General features: G+C 60.1%; 17 protein-coding genes. 6 read left to right on the top strand and 11 right to left on the bottom strand.

Annotation, left to right across the window (positions count from 1 at the left end; translation table 11 throughout):
* The first annotated feature begins 72 nt into the window (after positions 1-72).
* Positions 73-1533 carry a membrane-bound lytic murein transglycosylase MltF gene (mltF, locus tag ACLD1Y_RS12410; RefSeq protein ID WP_429478248.1) on the top strand — a complete coding sequence of 487 codons (1461 nt, stop codon included), beginning with the start codon at positions 73-75 and terminating at the stop codon, positions 1531-1533.
* A 314-nt stretch (positions 1534-1847) separates the two neighbouring features.
* On the opposite strand, the gene ACLD1Y_RS12415 is transcribed toward mltF, so the two are convergent.
* The 5 genes from ACLD1Y_RS12415 to treP all read right to left on the bottom strand — a co-directional run bounded on the left by ACLD1Y_RS12415 (position 1848) and on the right by treP (position 9285).
* On the bottom strand, positions 1848-2123 hold the full coding sequence (locus ACLD1Y_RS12415) for a PTS transporter subunit EIIB (protein WP_429478249.1): 276 nt from the start codon (positions 2121-2123) through the stop codon (positions 1848-1850).
* 2 nt (positions 2124-2125) lie between these two features.
* Positions 2126-4642, bottom strand: coding sequence for a phosphoenolpyruvate--protein phosphotransferase (gene ptsP / locus ACLD1Y_RS12420; protein WP_429478250.1), 2517 nt, complete (start codon positions 4640-4642; stop codon positions 2126-2128).
* A 187-nt stretch (positions 4643-4829) separates the two neighbouring features.
* The gene (locus ACLD1Y_RS12425) at positions 4830-6050 is read right to left on the bottom strand and encodes a maltoporin (RefSeq protein ID WP_429478251.1); all 1221 of its coding nucleotides are present in this window, start codon (positions 6048-6050) and stop codon (positions 4830-4832) included.
* 69 nt (positions 6051-6119) lie between these two features.
* On the bottom strand, positions 6120-7766 hold the full coding sequence (treC, locus tag ACLD1Y_RS12430; protein ID WP_429478252.1) for an alpha,alpha-phosphotrehalase: 1647 nt from the start codon (positions 7764-7766) through the stop codon (positions 6120-6122).
* A 76-nt stretch (positions 7767-7842) separates the two neighbouring features.
* Complete coding sequence (gene treP / locus ACLD1Y_RS12435) at positions 7843-9285, bottom strand: PTS system trehalose-specific EIIBC component (protein WP_429478253.1); 1443 nt, start codon at positions 9283-9285, stop codon at positions 7843-7845.
* 191 nt (positions 9286-9476) lie between these two features.
* Between treP and treR the strand changes: the two genes are divergently transcribed.
* A complete protein-coding gene (gene treR, locus ACLD1Y_RS12440; protein WP_429478254.1) occupies positions 9477-10181 on the top strand; it encodes a trehalose operon repressor in 705 nt (234 codons plus the stop codon).
* A 16-nt stretch (positions 10182-10197) separates the two neighbouring features.
* On the opposite strand, the gene ACLD1Y_RS12445 is transcribed toward treR, so the two are convergent.
* From ACLD1Y_RS12445 to ACLD1Y_RS12470, 6 genes are all read right to left on the bottom strand, one after another.
* Entirely contained in the window at positions 10198-11433 is a 1236-nt protein-coding gene (locus ACLD1Y_RS12445; protein WP_429478255.1) for a type II toxin-antitoxin system HipA family toxin, read from the bottom strand.
* Entirely contained in the window at positions 11417-11671 is a 255-nt protein-coding gene (locus ACLD1Y_RS12450) for a helix-turn-helix domain-containing protein (RefSeq protein ID WP_429478256.1), read from the bottom strand. The genes ACLD1Y_RS12445 and ACLD1Y_RS12450 overlap by 17 nt, the downstream gene beginning before the upstream one ends.
* Before the next feature lie 187 nt (positions 11672-11858).
* Entirely contained in the window at positions 11859-13436 is a 1578-nt protein-coding gene (guaA, locus tag ACLD1Y_RS12455; RefSeq protein WP_016977685.1) for a glutamine-hydrolyzing GMP synthase, read from the bottom strand.
* Positions 13437-13517: 81 nt separating this feature from the next.
* The gene (guaB, locus tag ACLD1Y_RS12460) at positions 13518-14987 is read right to left on the bottom strand and encodes an IMP dehydrogenase (RefSeq protein WP_003209646.1); all 1470 of its coding nucleotides are present in this window, start codon (positions 14985-14987) and stop codon (positions 13518-13520) included.
* A 104-nt stretch (positions 14988-15091) separates the two neighbouring features.
* A complete protein-coding gene (locus tag ACLD1Y_RS12465) occupies positions 15092-15640 on the bottom strand; it encodes a sugar ABC transporter ATPase (RefSeq protein ID WP_135291200.1) in 549 nt (182 codons plus the stop codon).
* Positions 15641-15782: 142 nt separating this feature from the next.
* Positions 15783-16550, bottom strand: coding sequence for a sulfite exporter TauE/SafE family protein (locus ACLD1Y_RS12470; protein ID WP_429478257.1), 768 nt, complete (start codon positions 16548-16550; stop codon positions 15783-15785).
* A gap of 98 nt (positions 16551-16648) precedes the next feature.
* Here ACLD1Y_RS12470 and ACLD1Y_RS12475 point away from each other — a divergent pair, with 98 nt between their 5' ends.
* The 4 genes from ACLD1Y_RS12475 (at position 16649) to leuA (ending at position 21756) form a co-directional block, all read left to right on the top strand.
* Positions 16649-17539: a LysR family transcriptional regulator gene (locus ACLD1Y_RS12475; RefSeq protein WP_429478258.1), complete on the top strand. Its 891-nt coding sequence runs from the start codon at positions 16649-16651 to the stop codon at positions 17537-17539.
* A gap of 10 nt (positions 17540-17549) precedes the next feature.
* On the top strand, positions 17550-18929 hold the full coding sequence (xseA, locus tag ACLD1Y_RS12480) for an exodeoxyribonuclease VII large subunit (protein ID WP_429478259.1): 1380 nt from the start codon (positions 17550-17552) through the stop codon (positions 18927-18929).
* Positions 18930-18932: 3 nt separating this feature from the next.
* A complete protein-coding gene (locus ACLD1Y_RS12485; RefSeq protein ID WP_429478260.1) occupies positions 18933-19754 on the top strand; it encodes a peptidoglycan DD-metalloendopeptidase family protein in 822 nt (273 codons plus the stop codon).
* A 322-nt stretch (positions 19755-20076) separates the two neighbouring features.
* Entirely contained in the window at positions 20077-21756 is a 1680-nt protein-coding gene (leuA, locus tag ACLD1Y_RS12490; RefSeq protein ID WP_429478261.1) for a 2-isopropylmalate synthase, read from the top strand.
* Positions 21757-21919 lie beyond the last annotated feature (163 nt).

A 21919-nucleotide genomic window follows, 5' to 3' on the forward strand; every position in this document is an offset into this window, starting at 1 on the left:
TTCGTGGCACTAGCAGACAAGTCCCCCTCTGTCGAGATATGGCGCCGTGGGCCGTTTGCGTATACTGCGCAGATGTTCTCCCCTACTGCTTTGCGCCCGCGATACGCCAAATGGCTGATCGCAACCGGACTCTTCCTGATGCTCAGCGCCTGTGTTGATAAACCCAGCACGCTCGAGCGAATCAAGGAGGATGGCGTATTGCGGGTGATTACCCGGAACAGCCCGGCCACTTATTTCCAGGACCGCAACGGTGAAACCGGTTTCGAGTACGAACTGGTCAAGCGCTTTGCCGACGACCTGGGGGTAAAGCTTGAGATCGAGACCGCCGACAACCTCGATGACCTGTTCGGCCAACTGGGCAAGCCCAACGGCCCGGTGCTTGCCGCCGCCGGCCTGGTGAGCAGCGAGCAGCGCCTGAAAGAAGTGCGTTTCTCCCACCCTTACCTCGAAGTGACCCCGCAGATCATCTACCGCAATGGCCAGTCTCGCCCAACCAACGCGGCGGACCTGGTGGGCAAGAAGATCATGGTGCTCAAGGGCAGCACCCACGCCGAACAACTGGCGGCGCTTAAACAGCAGAATCCTGCGATTGAATATGAAGAGTCCGACGCCGTTGAAGTGGTCGACCTGCTGCGCATGGTGGACGAAGGGCAGATCGACCTGACCTTGGTGGACTCCAACGAAGTGGCGATGAACCAGGTGTACTTCCCCAACGTGCGCGTGGCCTTCGACCTGGGCAATGCCAGCAACCAGAGCTGGGCCGTGGCGCCCGGCGAAGACAACAGCCTGCTCAACGAGATCAACAGTTACCTGGACAAGGTCGAGAAGAACGGCACCCTGCAGCGCCTCAAAGACCGCTATTACGGGCATGTCGATGTACTGGGTTATGTCGGCGCCTACACCTTCGCCCAGCACTTGCAGCAGCGCCTGCCCAAGTACGAGAAACACTTCAAGACCTACGCCAAGGAAGAAAAGGTCGACTGGCGCCTGCTGGCCGCCATCGGCTATCAGGAATCACTGTGGCAACCGGCGGTTACCTCCAAGACCGGCGTGCGTGGCCTGATGATGCTGACCCAGAACACCGCCCAGGCCATGGGCGTGTCCAACCGCCTGGACGCCAAGCAAAGCATCATGGGTGGCGCCAAGTACCTGGCCAAGATCAAGGAAGAACTGGACGACAGCATCGCCGAGCCGGATCGCACCTGGTTTGCCCTCGCTGCCTACAACGTGGGCAGCGGCCATCTGGACGATGCGCGCACCCTGGCCAAACGCGAAGGGCTGAACCCGAACAAGTGGCTGGACGTGAAGAAAATGCTGCCACGCCTGTCGCAGAAGCAGTGGTACAGCAAGACCCGCTACGGCTACGCCCGTGGCGGTGAGCCGGTGCACTTCGTGGCGAACATCCGGCGCTACTACGACATTCTCACTTGGGTGACCCAGCCGCAGCTTGAGGGCAACCAGGTGGTCGAAGGCAACCTGCATGTGCCGGGTGTGGATAAGACCAAGCCGCCCGAAGACAACCCCAAGTTGTAAACACGGTTAATCAAACACCACAAAACCAATGTGGGAGCGGGCTTGCCCGCGATTGCAATGTGCCAGTCGCCACATGGGCTCGCTGATCCACCGCTATCGCGGGCAAGCCCTAATGCCAGTCAGTTATGGGCAAACACCGTCAGTGTGGCGAGGGAGCTTGCTCCCGCTGGGCCGCGTAGCGGCCCCAAAGATGGGACTGCTGCGCAGTCCAGCGGGAGCAAGCTCCCTCGCCACAGGTTAGCTTTTACTCTTTCTAACCCTTAACTGACTGGCATTGGGGCAAGCCCGCTCCCACATTTCGATCTTCATTTGGCTTAGAGGCCGGTGAGCAGGTGAACCACGCCACCCGTCAACACCATCACCCCCGGCACACCCGCCGCCTTCAACGCCGCAGCATCCAACTTCGCCCCATCCTGCAACTGCACCCTCACCCGCGTCAGCGCCACCCGCTGCTGTGACTTGAGGTTTTCCACCCCGCCCAACGCACTCAATACATCCGCCGACAACAACCCCGGCGCCGCTACGACCTCTTCCTTGATCAAATCCGGCGTCAAGGCCTTCCAGAACGCCCGCTGCAATTTCTCGAACATACTCAAAGCTCCACGACAGGTGAGGTTTCAACGGTGGCCGCGTGGTACAGGCGCAGGGCCTCACGCACTTGCGCAGCTTCTTCCAGGCCCAACACCTGGCGGGCGATGATCTGGCAATCCGCCAGGTCCAGCTCGCGCACGGTGGCCTTGATGGTGGGGATCAACGGCACACTCACCGACAACTCATCCACCCCCAACCCAAGCAACACTGGCACTGCCAGCGCTTCGGACGCCAGTGCACCACACACGCCCACCCATTTGCCGTGGGCATGGGCGGCCTTGACCGTGGTGGCGATCAGGCGCAGCACCGCCGGGTGAAAACTGTCGGCCTGGCTGGCCAGGCGCGGGTGGTCGCGGTCCATGGCCAGGGTGTACTGGGTCAGGTCGTTGGTGCCGATGGAGAAGAAGTCCACATGGGGCGCAAACACATCGGCCATCAGCGCAGCGGACGGCACTTCGATCATGATCCCAAGCTTAGGCAACTCCACAAGCCCGAACGCCTGCGCTTCTTCCTCAAGAATCTTGCGCGCCAGGTGCAACTCGGACAGCAGGCTGACCATCGGCAACATGATATGCAGCCGCGCAAACCCGGCACTGGCGAGGATCGCGCGAAACTGTTCGCGCAACAGTTGTGGGCGTTCCAGGCACAGGCGAATACCGCGCAGGCCGAGGAACGGGTTGGTCTCGGCATCCATTGGCACATAGGCCAGCGGCTTGTCACCGCCGACGTCCAAGGTGCGTACCACCAAATTGCGCTCGTGGCCCAGGGCACGGGCGATATCGGAGTAGGTGGCCGCTTGCTCTTCCGGGCTTGGGGCGCGATTACGGTCCAGGTAGAGGAACTCGGAGCGCAGCAGGCCGACGCCTTCACCGCCCAGGGTCAACGATTGTTCCACCTCCTGCAACGAAGCGACGTTGGCGGTGACCTCGACGTGATGACCGTCACGCGTGGTGGCAGGTAAAGAAGCCTGCGCAACATCACGCTGACGCCGCTGAACGTGCTGTTTTCGCGCCATTTCCAGGTGTTCGATTTCGGCCGGATTTGGCTCAAGGTGCAGCTCGCCCTTGTCGGCATCGAGTAGCACCTGCTTGCCATTAGCGAGCGCCAATACTTGAGAAGGCACACCGCAAACGGCCGGTAGACCCAGGGCGCGGGCAAGAATGGCAACATGGCTGGTAGCCCCGCCACCGACGGTGACAAAACCCAGGACCTTGCGCGTATCGAGGCTCGCGGTTTGCGAGGGCGTGAGTTGTTCGGCGATCAGGATCGCGCGCTCGGGCACGTCCCAGGCGCTGTCTTGAATACCCAGGATCAGCTTGAGCACGCGCTGGCCGACATCGGCCAAGTCCGCCGCTCGCTCGGCGATCAGCGTGTTGCCCAGGCCCTGGAACAGTTTGACGGTGGCGAGCGTGGCACTGTTCCAGGCAAAGGCGGCACTCTTGCCTTGTGCCAGCAAATCGTGGGCGTGCTCCAGCAAGGTCGGGTCTTCGAGCAATTCCTGGTGGGCGCGAAAAATCTGCGCCTGGGCGCTGCCGCTGGCCTTGTCTTGCAAGGCTTGCAGCGCTTCGCTTGCCGCCAGCAAGCCGCGCTGCAAGGCGCCACGCTCAGCCGCTTCACCGCTGCCCGGTTCCGTGATGTTTAACGCGGGCTCGGTCACTTGCACCACTTGGCCAAACGCCGAACCCGGCGACGCACTCACGCCCCGCAGCACGGTTGCCGACGCCAGCGGCGCAATCACCTCAGCCGGTGCCGCGACCGTCTCGCCGCAACCTTGTGCCAGCAGTTCGACCAACGCCTTGATAGCGGCGTCGGCGTCCGATCCCGCCGCGCTCACTTGCAGGGTGTCGCCGTGCACGGTTTGCAGCGCCATGATTGCCACCAGCGACTTGGCGTTGGCGCTCTGGGTTTGCTTGTGCAGGTAGATGCTCGCGCTGAAGCCTTTCGCCGCCTGGGCCAGCACCGCTGCGGGGCGTGCGTGCAGGCCGTTGGCATTGGGCAACGTCAGCGGCTTGGAGAACACGGCATCGCCCTCCTCCTCGTTTGGTGCTTCCAGCGTTTCGCTTGTGGATAACTGCAACAGGGGCTGACCCAGTTCCACAACGCCGTCTGCCAGCAGGGTAAACGGCTCGCCACTGACCACCAGCATCAAGGTCAGCAAACTGCGGGCGTTGAGCGCCACGTAGTCAGCATCGAATTCGATCAGCGCTTGCCCGGCCTCCACCCGCTGGCCTTCCTCGACCAGGCAGGTGAAGCCCTTGCCAGCCAGGTTCACGGTGTCCAGGCCGATATGCATCAGCACCTGCACGCCTTGGTCGTCGGTGATGCTGACGGCATGCCCACTGTCCTGGATATTGCTGATCACCCCGGCCAACGGTGCGCAAAGGGTCTGCGAGGTAGGGTCGATGCACAGGCCGTCGCCGATCAGGCGGCTGGAAAAAACCGGGTCGGGCACCGTGTCCAGCGCCAGCAGCACGCCGGACAACGGCGCCAGCAGTGCCAGGGGTTGGGTTGTGGTCATGACTTCACCTGTTGTTGTGTTCTGTAAAAATCATTGGGTGGATGCAAATCCTGAGGGTGATAGTGATCAAAATGTGGGAGCGGGCTTGCTCGCGAAGGCGGCGTATCAGCTATGCATGCGGTGACTGACACACCGCATTCGCGAGCAAGCCCGCTCCCACATTATTGGTCCGCGTACACCCCTATGTTTATTTCCACCAGTACTCGACCTGCACACCAAAATTCGACCCATGCCGCGCCGTACCGTACGACCCGGTATCGGACAACGCCGAACCCGCCGCCAGCTCATTGGCCGCCCGCTTGGCCGCTTCGTTCCAGCTCGCATAGGTGTAGTACAAACGCACTTCCGGCCGGGCCCAGAAGTCCGGGCCTTTAGGCGACCACGTGGGAGCGAAGGTAAACTTGCTCAGCTTGCGCGTACCGCCCGTGGCATCGACTTGATCGTGCCCAAGTTCGGTCACCAGTTTGAATTGCTCGCTGATGGCATACGCCGGGCGCACCCCCACGGACATCCAGGTCTGGTCCTGGCTGCCGGGGCGAATGTCTTTCTGGTACACCGCCTCGATCTGCCCGCCAAAACGCGGGGTCACTTGCCAGTCGAAGAACTCCACGGCGCGATAACTTTTGCTGCTCCTGTCCAGGAAGGTATCGCCGGTATACCCCAGCCCCGTGCCGGGGCCTTCGCCGTACTGCAAGGCGAACTTGTTCTTGCCGCCCAGGAAAGGTGTCTGCACGTGCTGCGCAGTGAGCGCCCACCCGCTGTTGGTGTCGCGCCCGCCGGCTTTTTCGATGTAGCTCAAGCCCAGTTCCAGCTCGCCGCCGGGGTTGGTCTTGAAGCCCGCCACGTTGAAGTCGTGACGGGTGGCGTATTCCTTCTGGTACAGGTTGTCCTTGCGGGAAATCGCGTAGCTGTACTTGAGGTCGCCGATCAGCACGTCCTCGATACCGCCGCCCGTGGCGCTCTGGTTCCAGTAGTAGAAGTCGGAGATATGGATGTCGTTACGTTTGTAGTAACGCCGACCGGCCCAGATCGAGCCGCCATTGAGACTGGGCAGGTTGGACCACTGCGCGTACATCTGCGGCATGCGCGCCGAACCGTTGTTCTCGCCCTGGAACTTCAGTTCGCGGTCGTACTTGTTATAGAGCGACGCCATGGCATCGACGCTGAGCACCGAGCCGTCGTCGAGGGTGAGCAGGTCCTGGCGCAGTTCCAGTTCGGCGTACTGCTCGCATTCGTTGCCCAAACGGTATTTGGACTGCGCCCCCGGCAACTGGAAACATTGCTGCGGGCCACTGCCCGTGGAGGTGCCCGCGCCGCTGCGCAGGTAACCGGCGAATTCCAGGGCTTGCGCGCCAAACGGCAGGCTCAGGCAGGATGCAACGAGGCCCAGCTTTATTGTTGTTTTCATGAAGCACTCCGATTTTTTTATTATGGTTTTTGCAGCGCCCCGTGCTCCCACACGGGGTTCCAACGGGTCTCAATCCTTGAGGTGCAGCACAAATGATTCGTAGGGGCGCAGCACCACGCTGCTCGTGCGCAGTGGGCAGTCGGGGTAGTTGCTGATCAGCAGGCGTTGCTCGCTCGCCGCTTCGAGGATGCTGGCGGGCAGTTGGATTTCGCAGGGTGTGCCATAGAAGTTGCTCAGCACCAACAGGCGTTCGCCCTGGCCCTCGCGCAGGTAGGCCCAGACCTGCAAATGGTCTTGCAGCAGTTGGCGGTAAACGCCTTCCTGGATCAGCGGTTCGTGGCGACGTAACGCGATCAGGGCGCGGTAGTGATGCAGCACTGAATCGGGGTCATTTCGTTGGCTTTCGACGTTGATGTGCTGTGCGTTGGCCGGGATACCGATCCACGGCTCACCGCTGCTGAACCCCGCATTGGCCTCGGTGTTCCATTGCATCGGCGTGCGGCCGTTGTCCCGCGACTTCTGTTTGATCGCCGCCATGCTCGACGCCTCGGACTCACCCGCATCGCGCTTGAGGCGAAAGATATTCAGGGTTTCCACATCCCGGTATTGCTCGATCTTATCGAAGCTCGGGTTGGTCATGCCCAGTTCCTCGCCTTGGTACACATACGGCGTGCCTTGGAGGAAGTGCAGCGCAGTCGCCAGCATCTTGGCCGAGACCACGCGATGTTCGCCGTCATCGCCAAAACGCGAGACCACCCGTGGCTGGTCGTGGTTACACCAGAACAACGCGTTCCAGCCGCCACCGGCTTGCATGCCCAGTTGCCAATCGGAAAAGATCTGCTTGAGTTGCAGGAAGTCGAAGTCGGCCTTCACCCACTTCTGCATATTCGGGTAATCGACTTTCAGGTGATGAAAGTTGAAGGTCATCGACAGCTCTTTCGATTCCGGCCGCGAGTAGCGGATGCAGTGCTCAAGGCTGGTGGATGACATCTCGCCGACGTTGATCAGGTCGTGGCCTTCGAAGACTTCACGGTGCATTTCCTGCAGGTATTCGTGCACGTTGGGGCCGTCGGTGTAGAAGCGGCGGCCGTCAGTGTTGTCTTCGGGGAAATCGGCGGGCTTGGAGATCAGGTTGATCACGTCCAGGCGAAAACCGCCCACGCCCTTGTCGCGCCAGAAGCGCATCAGCTTGAACACCTCGGCGCGCACCTTGGGGTTGTCCCAATTGAGGTCGGCCTGGGTGTGGTCAAACAGGTGCAAGAAGTACTGGCCGGTTTGCGCCTCGTATTCCCAGGCCGAACCGCCGAATTTGGACTCCCAGTTATTGGGCTGGTCGCGCCAGATGTAAAAGTTGCGGTAAGGGTTGTCGAGGCTGCTGCGCGCCTGTTGGAACCACTCGTGCTCGATAGAGGTGTGGTTGACCACGATGTCGAGCATCAGCTTGATGCCGCGTTTGGCCGCTTCGCTGATCAGCAGGTCGCAGTCGGCCATGGTGCCGTAGCTGGGGTCGATGGCGTAGTAGTCGCTGATGTCGTAGCCGTTGTCGCGCTGCGGCGAGCGCAGGAACGGGGTGATCCATAGGCAATCGACGCCCAGCCATTGCAGGTAGTCGAGTTTGTCAACGATGCCCAGCAGGTCACCGGTGGCGTTACCCGCGTGGCTGTGGAAGCTTTTTGGGTAGATCTGGTAGATCACCGAGTGTTGCCAGGTTTGCATGGGGGTTCCTTCAGTAGAGTTTTGTGTTGGCTTTGAGGGCCTCATCGGGGGGCAAGCCCCCTCCCACAGGGGTGGCTCAGGCAACCCGATACCCAGGCCGAACAATCTTCATGCTCAACCCACAGGTCAAAACAAACGGCACCACAATCGCGATGACCATCCCGATCACAAAACTCGGGATGTACTGCGGAATGATCGAGATAAACCCAGGCAACCCGCCCACGCCGATAGCCGATGCCTGCACCTTGTTCAGCGACAGGAAAATACTGCCCAGCGCCGAGCCCAACAGTGCGGCATAGAACGGAAACTTGAAGCGCAGGTTCACGCCGAACATCGCCGGTTCCGTGATGCCGAAGTACGCGGAAATCGCCGAGGTGGAGGCCATGCTTTTGTCCCGCGCATTGCGGGTCATGTAGAACACGCCGAGTGCGGCGCTGCCTTGGGCCAGGTTGGACATGACGATCATCGGCCAGATAAAGGTGCCGCCCTGGGTCGAGATGAGTTGCAGGTCCACGGCAAGGAACATGTGGTGCATGCCGGTGATCACCAGCGGCGCATACAGCAGGCCGAAGATCGCCCCGCCCACCATCGGCGCCAGGTCAAACAGGGTGACCACGCCTTCGGTGATCAGGATGCCCAGGTGACGGGTCACAGGACCAATGATCGCCAGGGCCAGCACGCCGGTGACGACGATGGTGGTGATGGGCACCACCAGCAGTTGAATCGCATTGGGCACCCGCGCCCGCAGCCATTTTTCGATCACGCTCATCACATAGGCAGCCATGAGGATCGGCAGGATCTGCCCCTGATAACCCACCTTCTCAATCTTGAACCAGCCGAAAATATCGAAGTACGGCAAGCTCTGGCCATCCAACCCGGCCACGGCCTTGCCGTAGTTCCAGGCGTTGAGCAGGTCCGGGTGCACCAGCATCAGGCCGAGCACGATGCCGAGGATTTCACTGCCGCCAAAGCGCTTGGCCGCCGACCAGCCCACCAGCGCCGGCAGGAACACAAACGAGGTGTTGGCCATCAGGTTGATCAGGCTCCACAGGCCGTCCAGGTTCGGGTAGGCCTCCAGCAGCGTCTTGCCCTCGATGAACATGCCTTTGGCGCCCATCAGGTTGTTCACGCCCATCAACAGCCCGGCGATGATCAGCGCGGGCAGGATCGGCATGAACACATCGGAGAACACCCGCACCAGACGCTGCATGGCGTTGGTTTTGTCGGCGCCCTTCTTCTTCACGTCGGCGATGGTGGCGGCGGCGAGGCCGGTTTGCTCGCGCAGGGCGGCGTAGACCTTTTCCACTTCGCCGGGGCCGATCACCACCTGGAACAGGCCACCGGTAAAGAACGAACCCTTGACCAGATCGACCTGGTTCAGCGCGCTGCTGTTGACCAGGCTCGGGTCCTTGAGCGCCAAGCGCAGACGGGTCACGCAGTGGGCAGCTTGCTCAAGATTGTCGCTGCCCCCGAGGTTTTCAAGAATCTCGCGGGCGATATTGGAATAGTCGTGGCTCATGCTGGGTTTCCACTTTGATTTTTTTATTGGGGGAACGAACGCAAAAGTACTCGTACAGACGAGTTAAAGCAAAAACTCGTCTGTACGAGTTACAAATCATTGATGTTTTCTCGTCGTGAGCGCAATGGACAAAGCCCCGTCAGGCCACTAAGGTTCCTGCCTTGACCGAAAATCGGCACAGAGCCATCCCCATGAGCAAATACAACCAGATCTACACGGATCTGCTTGCCAGCATCACCACCGAACGCCTGCAACGCGGCACGCGCCTCCCCTCCGAAACCGAACTGATGGACAGCTACCAGGCCAGCCGGGGCACCGTACGTCGGGCCATCGAGCAGTTGCAGGAGCGCGGCTTCGCCCAAAAGATCCACGGCAAGGGCACCTTCGTGTTGTCCCCCAACCCCATCGAGTTCCAACTGGGCGGCATTGTCAGCTTCCACGAAACCCACGCCGACCTGGGCGATGACGTACGCACCGAAGTCGTCGAATTCACCCAGTTCCCACTGGAAGGCTCATTGCTGCAACACATCGAAGTCGAACCCGGCACCCTGATCACCCGCATCAAACGGGTACGGCGCATCGGCGGCAAACGGGTGATCCTCGACATCAACCACTTCGTCGCCGAAGTAATCCCCGGCCTGGACCAGGCGATTGCCGAACAGTCGATCTACGCGTTTATCGAACAGACGTTGCAGCTGCAAATCGCCTACGCCCAACGCACCATCGAAGCCCTGCCCCGCAGCAAGGACGACCAGGCGCACCTCGACCTCGATGGCCAAAGCCATGTAATCGTGGTGAGCAACCAGACGTTTTTGCAGGATGGGCGGCAATTTGAGTACACCGAGTCGCGGCATACGTTGGACAAGTTTTACTTTTCGGATATTGCGCGGCGGTAAACATCAGTCGGGAAGATCATTGCGCTGCGATACTCTTGGCCAGCCCTGCCGTCCACGCAGCAATCATCTTCTCCCCTACCACCGCGAACTCTGGGTGAGTGCTTTGATACGCTGAAAGCTCCGCCATCGCGCGAGTCATGCCCTCTTGCACTCTGGCAAGCAGCTCGTTGCAACGCGCCTCAGACAAATTGCACGAGCTGCGCCCGAACTGGACCAGCATCTTGCGCTTGGGCCAAGCCTTCGAACCGCCGAGCAGCAACCCCATGATGTCGTTGCTGCTGTACACGGTGGTGGTCACCAGATCATAAGCTGGTGCTAGCCAAACTTCCGCGTCTTCGGCGCAATTCTCATACAACAGGCCGTAGTTTTTAAGGTGTGCGTCACCGTTCTGGATGCCCGTAGACAGCGCCACCATCAAGAAGAAATCTTCCAGCGTTCTGGCGATACGGCTGGGCGTGACAAATGACCTGATCAGCTTCGCGCATCCCTGGTAGCTGCCGTCGTATTTCTTCGCGGTTCCCCATCCAGATAAAACGCACATATCCTCAAAACCGAGGTAGGCGTTTTCACCGATATCGAACCGCTTCACCACCAGGAGTTTCCCCTGCTGGCTGAGCTGGAACTCAGGCACCTCAAGCCCACAATGGAATGCAGCCCGCATACAGAAAAACTCATTGGCCGCCAATTGTGGGAAGTCAGATTCGTTGAACGCCTTCACCAAGTGCGTCGCGCCTCGATGGGTGAGACGCTCAATGCCGGCGCCCATGTCGTCAAGGTCGCGTACCAGCACCTTGGGTTGAACACCCGACACTCCCGAGTAGGCTGCGTAGGTTTTCAGAAGGTCATCGAACAGGTCTTTGGCGCCGTCATACACCAACAGCTCGGAGAGTTTGACCTCAGGCAGTGAGTCGCCCCCCGCGTCATGGGCAACACTGATACGACCCAGTTGATGCGGGCCCACAATGCCCAGCAGCGCGAAGTCGTCAAAGCCGCGCACAGACTTGCTGAAGCGCCGCACAAGCTCGTCCTTGAGATGCCCCTCGGGGATGTGCATCTCGAACAGAGGATGAACCCCATACTCCCAGTTGTAACTCTCTAGGCGCACCGGCATGGTCAGGGAAACAGCATTCTCTTCGCCGACCGTGTCGTTGTAAGAGAAAACCGAATCGCGCCGGTCCTCCTCACCCCGCCCGAGCGTTCCAGCAGGCACACCACCTACGCCGATATATAGCCGCTCACTTTGACGGATCATGGATGCTCTCCGACTTCAGTTCATCAAGGGTTTTGCGGCGACGCTTGGGAGTGGCGGTCAACTCATACCCCAGACCTTCAAGAATCGCTGCGACTTTTCGGATACCCACTTCTGGAATGGTATTGTTTTCAATCCCCGAGATGGTCGCCCGGCTCATGCCATGCCGTTGCGCGAGCTGGCCCTGTGAAAGGCCGGCGGCCTTGCGCAGGTTCTTGATCAGTGTTCCTAGCTCACCCATATCAAAATGCATCCTATATAATGCATAAATCAATAAAAATAATATATGCATCCTATAGGATGCAATAATATTTGAATAGTCCCCCCTTCACGCAGAACGCGATTGAAAAAACCTCGTCTCCCATAAAAACAAAACCCCGGCACCAGGCCGGGGTTTTGTCATTCAGCATTCACCTGCTAGTGCAGGATCACTCCCATTCAATGGTCGCTGGCGGCTTGCTCGACACGTCATAAGTAACGCGCGAGATGCCTTCGATCTCATTGATGATACGGCCGCTGACAGTTTCCAGCAGTTCGTACGGCAGGTGTGCCCAACGAGCGGTCATGAAGTCGATGGTTTCTACGGCACGCAGGGCAACAACCCAGGCGTAACGACGGCCATCGCCTACCACGCCAACCGATTTCACCGGCTGGAACACCACGAACGCCTGGCTGACTTTGTGGTACCAGTCGGCTTTGCGCAGTTCTTCGATGAAGATGTGGTCGGCGCGACGCAGCAGGTCGGCGTATTCCTTCTTCACTTCACCCAGGATGCGCACGCCCAGGCCCGGGCCTGGGAATGGGTGGCGGTAGACCATGTCGTACGGCAGGCCCAGTTCCAGGCCCAGACGGCGGACTTCGTCCTTGAACAGTTCGCGCAGCGGTTCTACCAGCTTGAGGTTCATTTCCTCAGGCAGGCCACCCACGTTGTGGTGGGACTTGATCACGTGGGCCTTGCCGCTCTTGGCGCCAGCCGACTCGATCACGTCAGGGTAGATGGTGCCCTGGGCGAGGTACTTGATGTTGTCCAGTTTGTTGGACTGGGCATCGAATACGTCGATGAAGGTGCGGCCGATGATCTTGCGCTTCTTCTCTGGGTCGGACTCGCCGGCCAGGTTGTTGAGGAACTGGTCCTCGGCGTTGGCGCGGATCACCTTGACGCCCATGTTCTCGGCGAACATGGCCATCACTTGCTCACCTTCGTGCAGACGCAGCAGGCCGTTGTCGACGAAGACGCAGGTCAGTTGGTCGCCAATGGCTTTGTGCAGCAGGGCCGCTACCACGGAGGAGTCAACGCCGCCAGACAGGCCCAGCAGTACGTTGTCGGTGCCGACCTGGGCGCGAACCTGGGCGATGGCGTCTTCAGCAATTTTCGACGGGGTCCACAGGGCTTCACACTCGCAGATGTCGAGGATGAAGCGCGACAGGATGCGCCCGCCTTGCTTGGTGTGGGTCACTTCCGGGTGGAACTGCACGCCGTAGTAACGACGCTCGTCGCTGAACATGCCGGCGATCGGGCAGCTCGGGGTGCTGGCCAGGATGTGGAAGTCTTCCGGCATCTTGGTGACCTTGTCACCGTGGCTCATCCACACGTCGAGGCCGAACAGGCCGTCGGCGTCAACGTGGTCTTCGATGCCGTCCAGCAGGCGGCTCTTGCCAACCACGTCGACACGGGCATAACCGAATTCACGCAGCTCGGAACCTTCAACCTTGCCGCCCAGTTGCTCGGCCATGGTCTGCATGCCGTAACAGATACCGAAGACGGGCACGCCCAGGTCGAACACGGCTTGCGGGCAGCGCGGGCTGTTGGCTTCGTGCACGGACTCGGGTCCACCGGCGAGGATGACGCCTTTAGGTGCGAATTCGCGGATCGCTTCGTCATCCATGTCGAACGGGTGCAGTTCGCAGTACACGCCGATTTCACGCACGCGGCGGGCGATCAGTTGGGTGTACTGGGAACCGAAGTCGAGGATCAGGATGCGGTGGGCGTGAATGTCGAGGGCCATGAAGTCAGTCTCGTCTAATGAATCAGAAACAACTCGGGGCTGAAAGAACAGCCCCGGTTACTTAACGTTTTGCAGAAAGCATCAACCTACGCGGTAGTTTGGCGCTTCCTTGGTGATCTGCACGTCGTGGACATGGGATTCAGCCATGCCGGCGCCGGTGATCCGTACGAACTCTGGCTTGGTGCGCATTTCTTCGATGTCGGCGCTGCCGGTGTAGCCCATCGAGGAACGCAGGCCGCCCATCAGTTGATGGATGATCGCGCTCAGGGTGCCTTTATAAGGAACACGGCCTTCGATGCCTTCCGGAACAAGCTTCTCGGCGCCTGCCGAGGAGTCCTGGAAGTAACGGTCGGAAGAACCTTGCGCCTGGGACATGGCGCCCAGCGAACCCATGCCACGGTAAGCCTTGTAGGAACGGCCCTGGAACAGTTCGATCTCGCCTGGCGCTTCTTCGGTACCGGCGAACATCGAGCCCATCATCACGCAGGAAGCACCGGCAACGATGGCCTTGGACAGGTCACCGGAGAAACGGATGCCGCCGTCGGCGATCAACGGCACACCGGTGCCTTCAAGGGCAGCGGCGACGTTGGCGATGGCGCTGATTTGCGGCACGCCTACACCAGCAACGATACGGGTGGTGCAGATCGAGCCTGGGCCGATACCGACCTTGACCGCATCCGCGCCCGCTTCGGCCAGGGCCTTGGCAGCGGCGCCGGTGGCGATGTTGCCGCCGATCACTTGGACGTCAGGGAAGTTCTGCTTGACCCAACGCACGCGGTCGATCACGCCTTTGGAGTGGCCGTGGGCAGTGTCAACCACTACCACGTCAACACCAGCAGCAACCAGCGCAGCAACGCGGTCGCCGGTGTCTTTACCGGTGCCGACAGCGGCGCCAACGCGCAGACGACCTTGGTCATCCTTGCTGGCCAGCGGGTAAGCCTTGGCTTTTTCGATGTCGTTGACGGTCATCATGCCTTTGAGGGCGAATTTGTCGTCGACGATCAGCACGCGCTCGATGCGGTGCTTGTGCAGCAGTTCGCGTACGTCGTTCTTGTCGGCGCCTTCCTTGACAGTGACCAGACGCTCTTTGGGCGTCATCACTTCACGGACGGTAACTTCAAGACGGTTTTCGAAACGCACGTCACGGGAGGTGACGATGCCGACCAGGTCGCCATCATGCAGCACCGGAACACCGGAGATGTTGTGCAGGCGGGTCAGGTCGAACAGGTCACGCACGGTGGCGTCGGCTTCGATAGTGATGGGGTCTTTGACCACACCGGCTTCGTAACGCTTGACCTTGCGCACTTCGGCAGCTTGCTGCTCGATGGTCATGTTCTTGTGGATGATGCCGATGCCGCCTTCCTGAGCCATGGCAATTGCCAAACGGGCTTCAGTGACGGTGTCCATGGCAGCGGAAACCAGTGGAATATTCAGCTCGATGCCACGGGTTAGGCGGGTCTTGAGACTGACTTCGTTAGGAAGCACCTCGGAATAACCGGGCACTAGGAGAATGTCGTCGAATGTCAGAGCTTCTTGGCTGATACGCAGCATCGCGGGGGCTCCCGAGCGGGAAAATGGAAGCGCGCCATTATATACATGCACCCCGTCTGGCTCAATGTAAAACTCTGACAAACTTGGTAATACTGATAGATGGATTAAAGTTCGACTTTGACCCAACTCATCTTCTGGTCCAGCCAATCGGCAAACTCATCGATAAAACTCTGCTTGAACCCCGCCTCCGCCCAGTTATTGAAGATGAATCCCAGGTTGGAAAACCCGCATTCCTGTAGGAACAGAAACCCGTTGATGTCATCTTCATGCCCACACAGCGGGCAGGTGAAGTTGTCGGTGTGGCCGGGCATCCAGTCTTCCAGGCTTTCGAACAGCGCCTCGCCGACTTCCTTGCGACATTCCGGGCAGCCGGCTTCTTCGAGAAAGCCCTTGGCTGGCGTGTAGATGCAGCGTTTGTAGATGATTTCCAGGCCGTTGACCGGCTCGTTGAACGGCAGCGCTTCGGGGTGCAGCACCACGGCGCGGGCACCATCGGCCAAGGCGTAGCCCATGCGGTTGCCGGTACGGCCACAGGTGGTGAGTTCTTCCTTGATGATGTTCTTGCGCACCAGCCAACGCACGATCGCCCGGGCGCGGGGTTCGTGGACGGGCAAGGTGGAGATTTTCGGGACAAGGATGCTTTGGGAGTTCATGGGAGTCCTGCGGTGTGGCTGCTGACGCCATCGGGGGCAAGCCCCCTCCCACATTTGAATTGTGAATGCTTTCAAGTGTGGGAGGGGGCTTGCCCCCGATGAGGCCCTAAAGGCTGGCAGCTTAATCCCTACCTCACTCAGGTCAAGCACTCAAATACCGCCCAATCAACGCAACCCCACTGGCCAGCACCAACCAGGTCACCAACCGCACGAACGCCTCCCGCGACATGCGCATGGTCAACCTACGCCCACACCACAACCCCAATACCATCGCCGGCAACAGGCACACCGCCAGCAACAACAACGGCAAATCCGCATACACCCCGGCAATCAGGAACAAGCTCAGGCGCACCACCGTGCTGCAACTGATCAACGCACTCTGGGTGGCCCGCGCCGCGTCTTTGGGCAAACGGCTGTTCAGGTAGATCGCATATAAAAAGCCGCCACTGCCAAACAGTGCGCCAAACAACCCGCCGACCGTACCCATGGGCACCGACCAACCCGCCGCCAACTGCGTCGGCCGCGCCTTTACCGTCAGGCTGTAGATCGCATAGGCGCTGATAAACAGCCCCATCAGCAGCAGCAACAAGTCCGAATGCAGGTTGAGCAAAAACACCACGCCCAGCGTGCAACCGATAGCCATGCACGGCAGCAAGCGCAACAGCTCCGGCTTGTTCACCTCCCTTCGCGATTGCAGCAAGTTGCCAAACGCCGCGACAAAATCCAGCAGCACCAGCAGTGGAATGATCTTCGACAGCGGCATAAACAGGATCAGGACCGGCCCCGCCACCAGCGCCGTACCAAACCCGGCGATGCCAAACACGATATACGCCACCACCACACCCAGGCCGATCAGCAGCCACTCCACTCCGCTAAACGACCACTGGCTCATCAGCTCAACCGGGCTCATGGGTTATTCCTTTAAAGAGATGACCTCACTTTAGCCATCGGCGAGTGTTGCGACTAATATCTTCAAAGCCCATTACTCATCTCGAAAAGGCATGACGCGTGATCTCAACCCGCCAACTGCGGTACTTCGTCGAAATCGCCGACAGCGGTAGCTTCAGCGCCGCCGCCGAGCGCCTGTTCGTGGCGCAATCGGCCCTGAGCCGGCAGATCAAGGAGCTGGAGACCCAGCTGCAAACCCCGCTGTTCGAACGCACCGCACGCCAGCCTCGACTGACGGCAGCCGGTGAAGCCTTTTACCCACGGGCACGCAACCTTCTGGGTGAACTGCTCAAGGCCAGCGAGATGGCCACCCAAGTTGGCAACGGCCAACTCGGCACGCTGCGTTTGAGCCATTCGAGTACCGTGCCGATGAGCGGCCCGTTGCTGCAAGGCATCAGTACCTGGCTGGAACGCTGCTCCGGCGTGTCGATGGATATCGTCAAACTGTCTTCCGAAGCGCAGTTGGAGGAAATCGCCGACGGCCGCCTGGAAGTAGGATTGTTGCGCCTGCCGGTATTGCGCCAGCGTGAAGGCGTACGCGTGACGCCTTTATATAGCGAACAACTGTTGCTGGCGGTACCGCCGAATCATCCGCTAGCGAACAGCGATACGCCGATAGAACTGGAACAACTCAAGAACGAAGCGTTTATCTCCATCCCCCACCCACAGCGCGGCGGGTTGAGCTATCTGTCGGCCGAGTTGTGCATGCGCGCGGGATTTTTCCCCAAGGCGGCGCGGGTGATGTCGCGCAAGACCACCCAGTTGCAACTGATCCAAGCGGGCTTCGGTATTGCCTTGTTACCAAAATCCATGCAGGACATTTCTCCTTCAAGTGTGCGTTTTTTGCCCCTGGCCGACCCGGACTGCCTCAGTACCGTGGCCCTGGCCTGCGCGCAGAAGCCAAGCGCATTGGTGGAGCAGTTCTGTCAAACCCTGCACGAATGCCTATAAACTGCCGCCCATGATCAAAGACCCGTTTGCCCGCCTGGGCCTGGACCGCGAAGTCCTTACTGTCAGCCAACTCAACGGCCGTGCGCGGGTGTTGCTGGAAGACGTATTCACCAATATCTGGGTCGAAGGCGAAATCTCCAACCTCGCCCGCCCGGCCTCCGGCCATGTGTATTTCACCCTCAAGGACAGCGGCGCCCAGGTGCGTTGCGCGTTGTTCCGCAACAACGCGGCGCGGGTGCGCCAGGCGTTGAAGGACGGCTTGGCAGTGAAAGTGCGCGGCAAGGTCTCGCTGTTCGAGGGCCGTGGCGACTACCAGTTGATTCTCGACACGGTGGAGCCGGCCGGTGATGGTGCGTTGCGCCTGGCGTTTGATGCATTGAAGGAAAAACTCAGCGCCGAAGGCCTGTTCAGTGCCGAGCGCAAGGTGCCGCTGCCGGCCCATCCTCGGCGCATTGGCATCATCAGTTCGCCCACTGGCGCGGTGATCCGCGACATCATCAGTGTGTTCCGCCGTCGGGCGCCGAACATTGAACTGACGCTGATCCCCACCGCCGTGCAAGGCCGCGAAGCTATCTCGCAGATTGTAAGAGCGCTGAAACTGGCAGATGCCCGTGGCTTTGATGCGCTGATCCTGGCCCGTGGCGGCGGTTCGCTGGAAGACCTTTGGTGCTTCAACGAAGAGGCCGTAGTCCGTGCGGTGGATGCGTGCGTCACGCCGATTGTCAGTGCCGTCGGCCATGAGACCGATGTGTCCATCAGCGACTTCGTGGCGGACGTGCGCGCCCCTACTCCCTCCGCCGCAGCCGAATTGCTCGCACCGGACGCCAGCCATTTGGTGCGCCAGGTCGAGAACCTGCACCGCCGCCTGGTGATGCTGATGCGCAACCGCCTGAGCCACGACCGCCTGCGCCTGGAAGGCATGGCCCGGCGCCTGCGTCACCCCGGCGAGCGCCTGCGCCAACAGGCCCAACGCCTGGATGACCTGGACATGCGCCTGCGCCGTGCGTTCGAGCGCAACCTCAATACCCGTCGTGAGCGCCTGATCCGCCTGGAAACCCGCCTCGCCGGCCAACACCCTGGCCGCCAATTGGCCCTGCTGCGCCAACGCCTGGACAGCCTCGCCGAACGCCTGCCCCGCGCCATGCGCGAAGGCCTCAAGGCGCGCCGCTTGCAACTGCAAAGCCAGGTGCAGACGTTGCAGGTGGTGAGCCCGCTGGCGACCTTGGGTCGCGGCTACAGCATCCTGCTAGACGAGCGCGGCCAGGCCATTCGCAATGCCGCGCAAACCCACACCGGCCAACGCCTGACCGCGCGCCTCGGTGAAGGCCAATTGCAGGTGCGGGTGGAAGACAACCACCTGACACCCGTCACCCTTTCGTTATTGGATTGATTGATGCCTCGTCTATTTAGCCTGTTGATGTTGTTGTGCTTTGCCCTTAACGCCCACGCCGACAGCTACATCACCCGCACCTTGAACAAACCGGTGCCGGGTGGTGTTGCAGTGGTTGAGTTGGGTCCTTCGGCGGCAGCGCCGAAAGCCACGTACCAGGGCAAGCCGGTACTGGTGGTGAAGGAGCAGGACAACTGGCTGGCAATTGTCGGCATCCCGTTGACGGTCAAGCCGGGCAATGAACGCATCACCAGTGGCGGCCGCAGCCTGCCGTTTATCGTCGGCTACAAAAAGTATCCGGAACAACGCATTACCTTGAAGAACAAAAGCCAGGTCAACCCCGAACCAGCACAGCTCAAACGCATCGAGGCGGAACTGGCGGTGCAGATCAAGGCTTACCGCAGTTTCAGCCCGAACCTGCCGAGCAACCTGGTGTTGGACAAACCCGTGAATGGCCCGCTGTCGAGCAAGTTCGGCGTGCGCCGCTTCTTCAATGGCGAGGAGCGCAACCCGCACTCGGGTCTGGACTTTGCCGTACCGGCTGGCACACCGATCAAGACCCCAGCGAACGGCAAAGTGATTCTGGTGGGCAACTACTTCTTCAACGGCAACACCGTGTTCGTCGACCACGGCCAGGGCTTTATCAGCATGTTCTGCCATATGTCGAAGATCGACGTAAAAGTGGGTGATCAACTGACGCGCGGCGACGTGGTCGGCAAGGTCGGCGCGACAGGCCGCGCGACCGGGCCACACATGCATTGGAATGTCAGCCTCAACGATGCGCGGGTGGACCCGGCGATCTTTATCGGCGCGTTCCAGCCCTGAAACGCTCGATTGCGCGCCCGATAATGGGCGCGCAATTAAAACCAACACCCAACTCAACCTCAAGCATAAAATCTCGTTTCCTACGCAGATAGAAGAACTTCTCTCAATTTTTATCGACTGCTTGCCATCTTTCACCTCGGCGGTTAGGGTTGAGCTTATGAAAACCTCTCACACCCTCATTCAGCTCCGCCAGCACCGCAGCCTGTGCCTTGTCAGCGCACGACTGCCAGGCTGAATCGATCTGCCTCGTCCCAAGCTTCGTCCCCAATAACAGTTCCACGGCAGGCCGCCTCTTCTCGGCCCCTAAACAAAGGATTTCCCGATGAGCATGCTCAAAGACCCGTCTTCGAAATACCGTGCGTTTCCGACCATCGATATCCCGGACCGCACCTGGCCTTCGAAAACCATCACCACCGCGCCGATCTGGTGCAGCTCCGACCTGCGTGATGGCAACCAGTCGCTGATCGAGCCGATGGACGCCGCGAAGAAGCTGCGTTTTTGGAAGACCCTGGTATCGGTAGGCGTGAAGGAAATCGAAGCGTCGTTCCCGGCCGCGTCGCAAACCGACTTCGACTTCGTGCGTACCCTGATCGAAGACGGCCACATCCCCGAGGACACCACCATCCAGGTGCTGACCCAGGGCCGTGAAGACTTGATCGCGCGCACGTTTGAATCCCTGCGCGGCGCCAAAAAAGCCATCGTGCACCTGTACAACGCCACGTCGCCGTCCTTCCGCCGTATCGTGTTCAACCAGGACAAGGACGGCATCAAGGCCATCGCAGTCAACGCGGCCAAGCTGTTCGTCAAATACGCTGCCCAGCAGCCAGAAACCCAGTGGACCTTCGAATACTCCCCGGAGACCTTCAGCGCCACTGAACTGGAGTTCGCCAAGGAAGTCTGTGACGCGGTGATCGAGGTCTGGAACCCGACGCCCGAGCACAAGATGATCCTCAACCTGCCCGCCACCGTTGAGTGCGCTACGCCGAATATCTATGCCGACCAGATCGAGTGGTTCGGTCGTCACATCAACCGCCGTGACAGCGTGATCATCAGCCTGCACACCCACAACGACCGTGGCACTGGCGTTGCCGCCACCGAGCTGGGTCTGATGGCCGGCGCCGACCGTGTCGAAGGCTGCCTGTTCGGCAACGGCGAGCGTACCGGTAACGTCGACCTGGTGACCGTGGCACTGAACATGTACACCCAGGGCCTGGACCCACAGCTGGACTTCTCCGACATCGACGGCGTGCGCAAGGTGGTCGAGGAGTGCAACCAGATCCAGGTGCACCCACGTCATCCGTATGTAGGCGACTTGGTGCACACCGCCTTCTCCGGCTCCCACCAGGATGCGATCCGCAAGGGCTTCGCCCAGCAGAAAGACGACGCCCTGTGGGAAGTGCCGTACTTGCCGATCGACCCGGCCGACATTGGTCGCAGCTACGAAGCCGTGATCCGTGTAAACAGCCAGTCGGGCAAGGGCGGCATCGCCTATCTGCTGGAGCAGGAATACGGCATCAGCCTGCCACGCCGCATGCAGATCGAGTTCAGCCAAGTGGTACAGGCCGAAACCGACCGCGTGGGCCTGGAGATGACCGCACCGCAGATCTACGCCTTACTGCAGCGTGAATACCTGCAAGCCAACACCCCGTACGCGCTGGTCAGCCATCGCTTGCAGGAAGAGAACGGCAACAGCTTTGTCGAGGTGGAAGTCTCGGGCAAAGGCCAAGGCGAAACCAACCTGCACTGGAAAGGCAAAGGCAACGGCGCATTGGAAGCCCTGGTGGCTGGCCTGCCGATTGGCGTGGAGATCATGGACTACAACGAGCACGCGATTGGTTCGGGCACCAATGCCAAGGCTGCGGCCTATATTGAGCTGCGCGTAAACGGCGAGCGTCCGGTGCATGGTGTGGGTATTGATGAAAACATCACTACTGCCAGCTTCAAGGCGCTGTTCAGTGCGCTGAACCGCTCGTTGAGCCAGCAGGAAGCGAAAGCGGCGTAACGACTGCCGAAATGTGAAAGGCCCCTGGGTGTGAGTCCAGGGGCCTTTTTATTTGAGGGGTGTGGTGATAGTTCTGGCCTCTTCGCGAGCAAGCCCGCTCCCACATTTGACTGCATTCTGTCTGTAGGAATGCGGTCAAATGTGGGAGCGGGCTTGCTCGCGA

The organism is Pseudomonas sp. 18175 (genome assembly GCF_050432925.1).
In the GTDB taxonomy this organism is placed as follows: domain Bacteria; phylum Pseudomonadota; class Gammaproteobacteria; order Pseudomonadales; family Pseudomonadaceae; genus Aquipseudomonas.

Excerpts from the sequence above, each read along its gene's own strand:
- treR (WP_429478254.1), top strand. The coding sequence starts at position 9,477 with ATGAGCAAATACAACCAGATCTACACGGATCTGCTTGCCAGCATCACC.
- ACLD1Y_RS12450 (WP_429478256.1), bottom strand. The coding sequence starts at position 11,671 with ATGGGTGAGCTAGGAACACTGATCAAGAACCTGCGCAAGGCCGCCGGC.
- ACLD1Y_RS12470 (WP_429478257.1), bottom strand. The coding sequence starts at position 16,550 with ATGAGCCCGGTTGAGCTGATGAGCCAGTGGTCGTTTAGCGGAGTGGAG.
- ACLD1Y_RS12485 (WP_429478260.1), top strand. The coding sequence starts at position 18,933 with ATGCCTCGTCTATTTAGCCTGTTGATGTTGTTGTGCTTTGCCCTTAAC.
- mltF (WP_429478248.1), top strand. The coding sequence starts at position 73 with ATGTTCTCCCCTACTGCTTTGCGCCCGCGATACGCCAAATGGCTGATC.
- guaA (WP_016977685.1), bottom strand. The coding sequence starts at position 13,436 with ATGGCCCTCGACATTCACGCCCACCGCATCCTGATCCTCGACTTCGGT.
- xseA (WP_429478259.1), top strand. The coding sequence starts at position 17,550 with ATGATCAAAGACCCGTTTGCCCGCCTGGGCCTGGACCGCGAAGTCCTT.
- treC (WP_429478252.1), bottom strand. The coding sequence starts at position 7,766 with ATGCAAACCTGGCAACACTCGGTGATCTACCAGATCTACCCAAAAAGC.
- leuA (WP_429478261.1), top strand. The coding sequence starts at position 20,077 with ATGAGCATGCTCAAAGACCCGTCTTCGAAATACCGTGCGTTTCCGACC.
- ACLD1Y_RS12415 (WP_429478249.1), bottom strand. The coding sequence starts at position 2,123 with ATGTTCGAGAAATTGCAGCGGGCGTTCTGGAAGGCCTTGACGCCGGAT.
- ptsP (WP_429478250.1), bottom strand. The coding sequence starts at position 4,642 with ATGACCACAACCCAACCCCTGGCACTGCTGGCGCCGTTGTCCGGCGTG.
- ACLD1Y_RS12425 (WP_429478251.1), bottom strand. The coding sequence starts at position 6,050 with ATGAAAACAACAATAAAGCTGGGCCTCGTTGCATCCTGCCTGAGCCTG.
- guaB (WP_003209646.1), bottom strand. The coding sequence starts at position 14,987 with ATGCTGCGTATCAGCCAAGAAGCTCTGACATTCGACGACATTCTCCTA.
- ACLD1Y_RS12465 (WP_135291200.1), bottom strand. The coding sequence starts at position 15,640 with ATGAACTCCCAAAGCATCCTTGTCCCGAAAATCTCCACCTTGCCCGTC.
- ACLD1Y_RS12445 (WP_429478255.1), bottom strand. The coding sequence starts at position 11,433 with ATGATCCGTCAAAGTGAGCGGCTATATATCGGCGTAGGTGGTGTGCCT.
- treP (WP_429478253.1), bottom strand. The coding sequence starts at position 9,285 with ATGAGCCACGACTATTCCAATATCGCCCGCGAGATTCTTGAAAACCTC.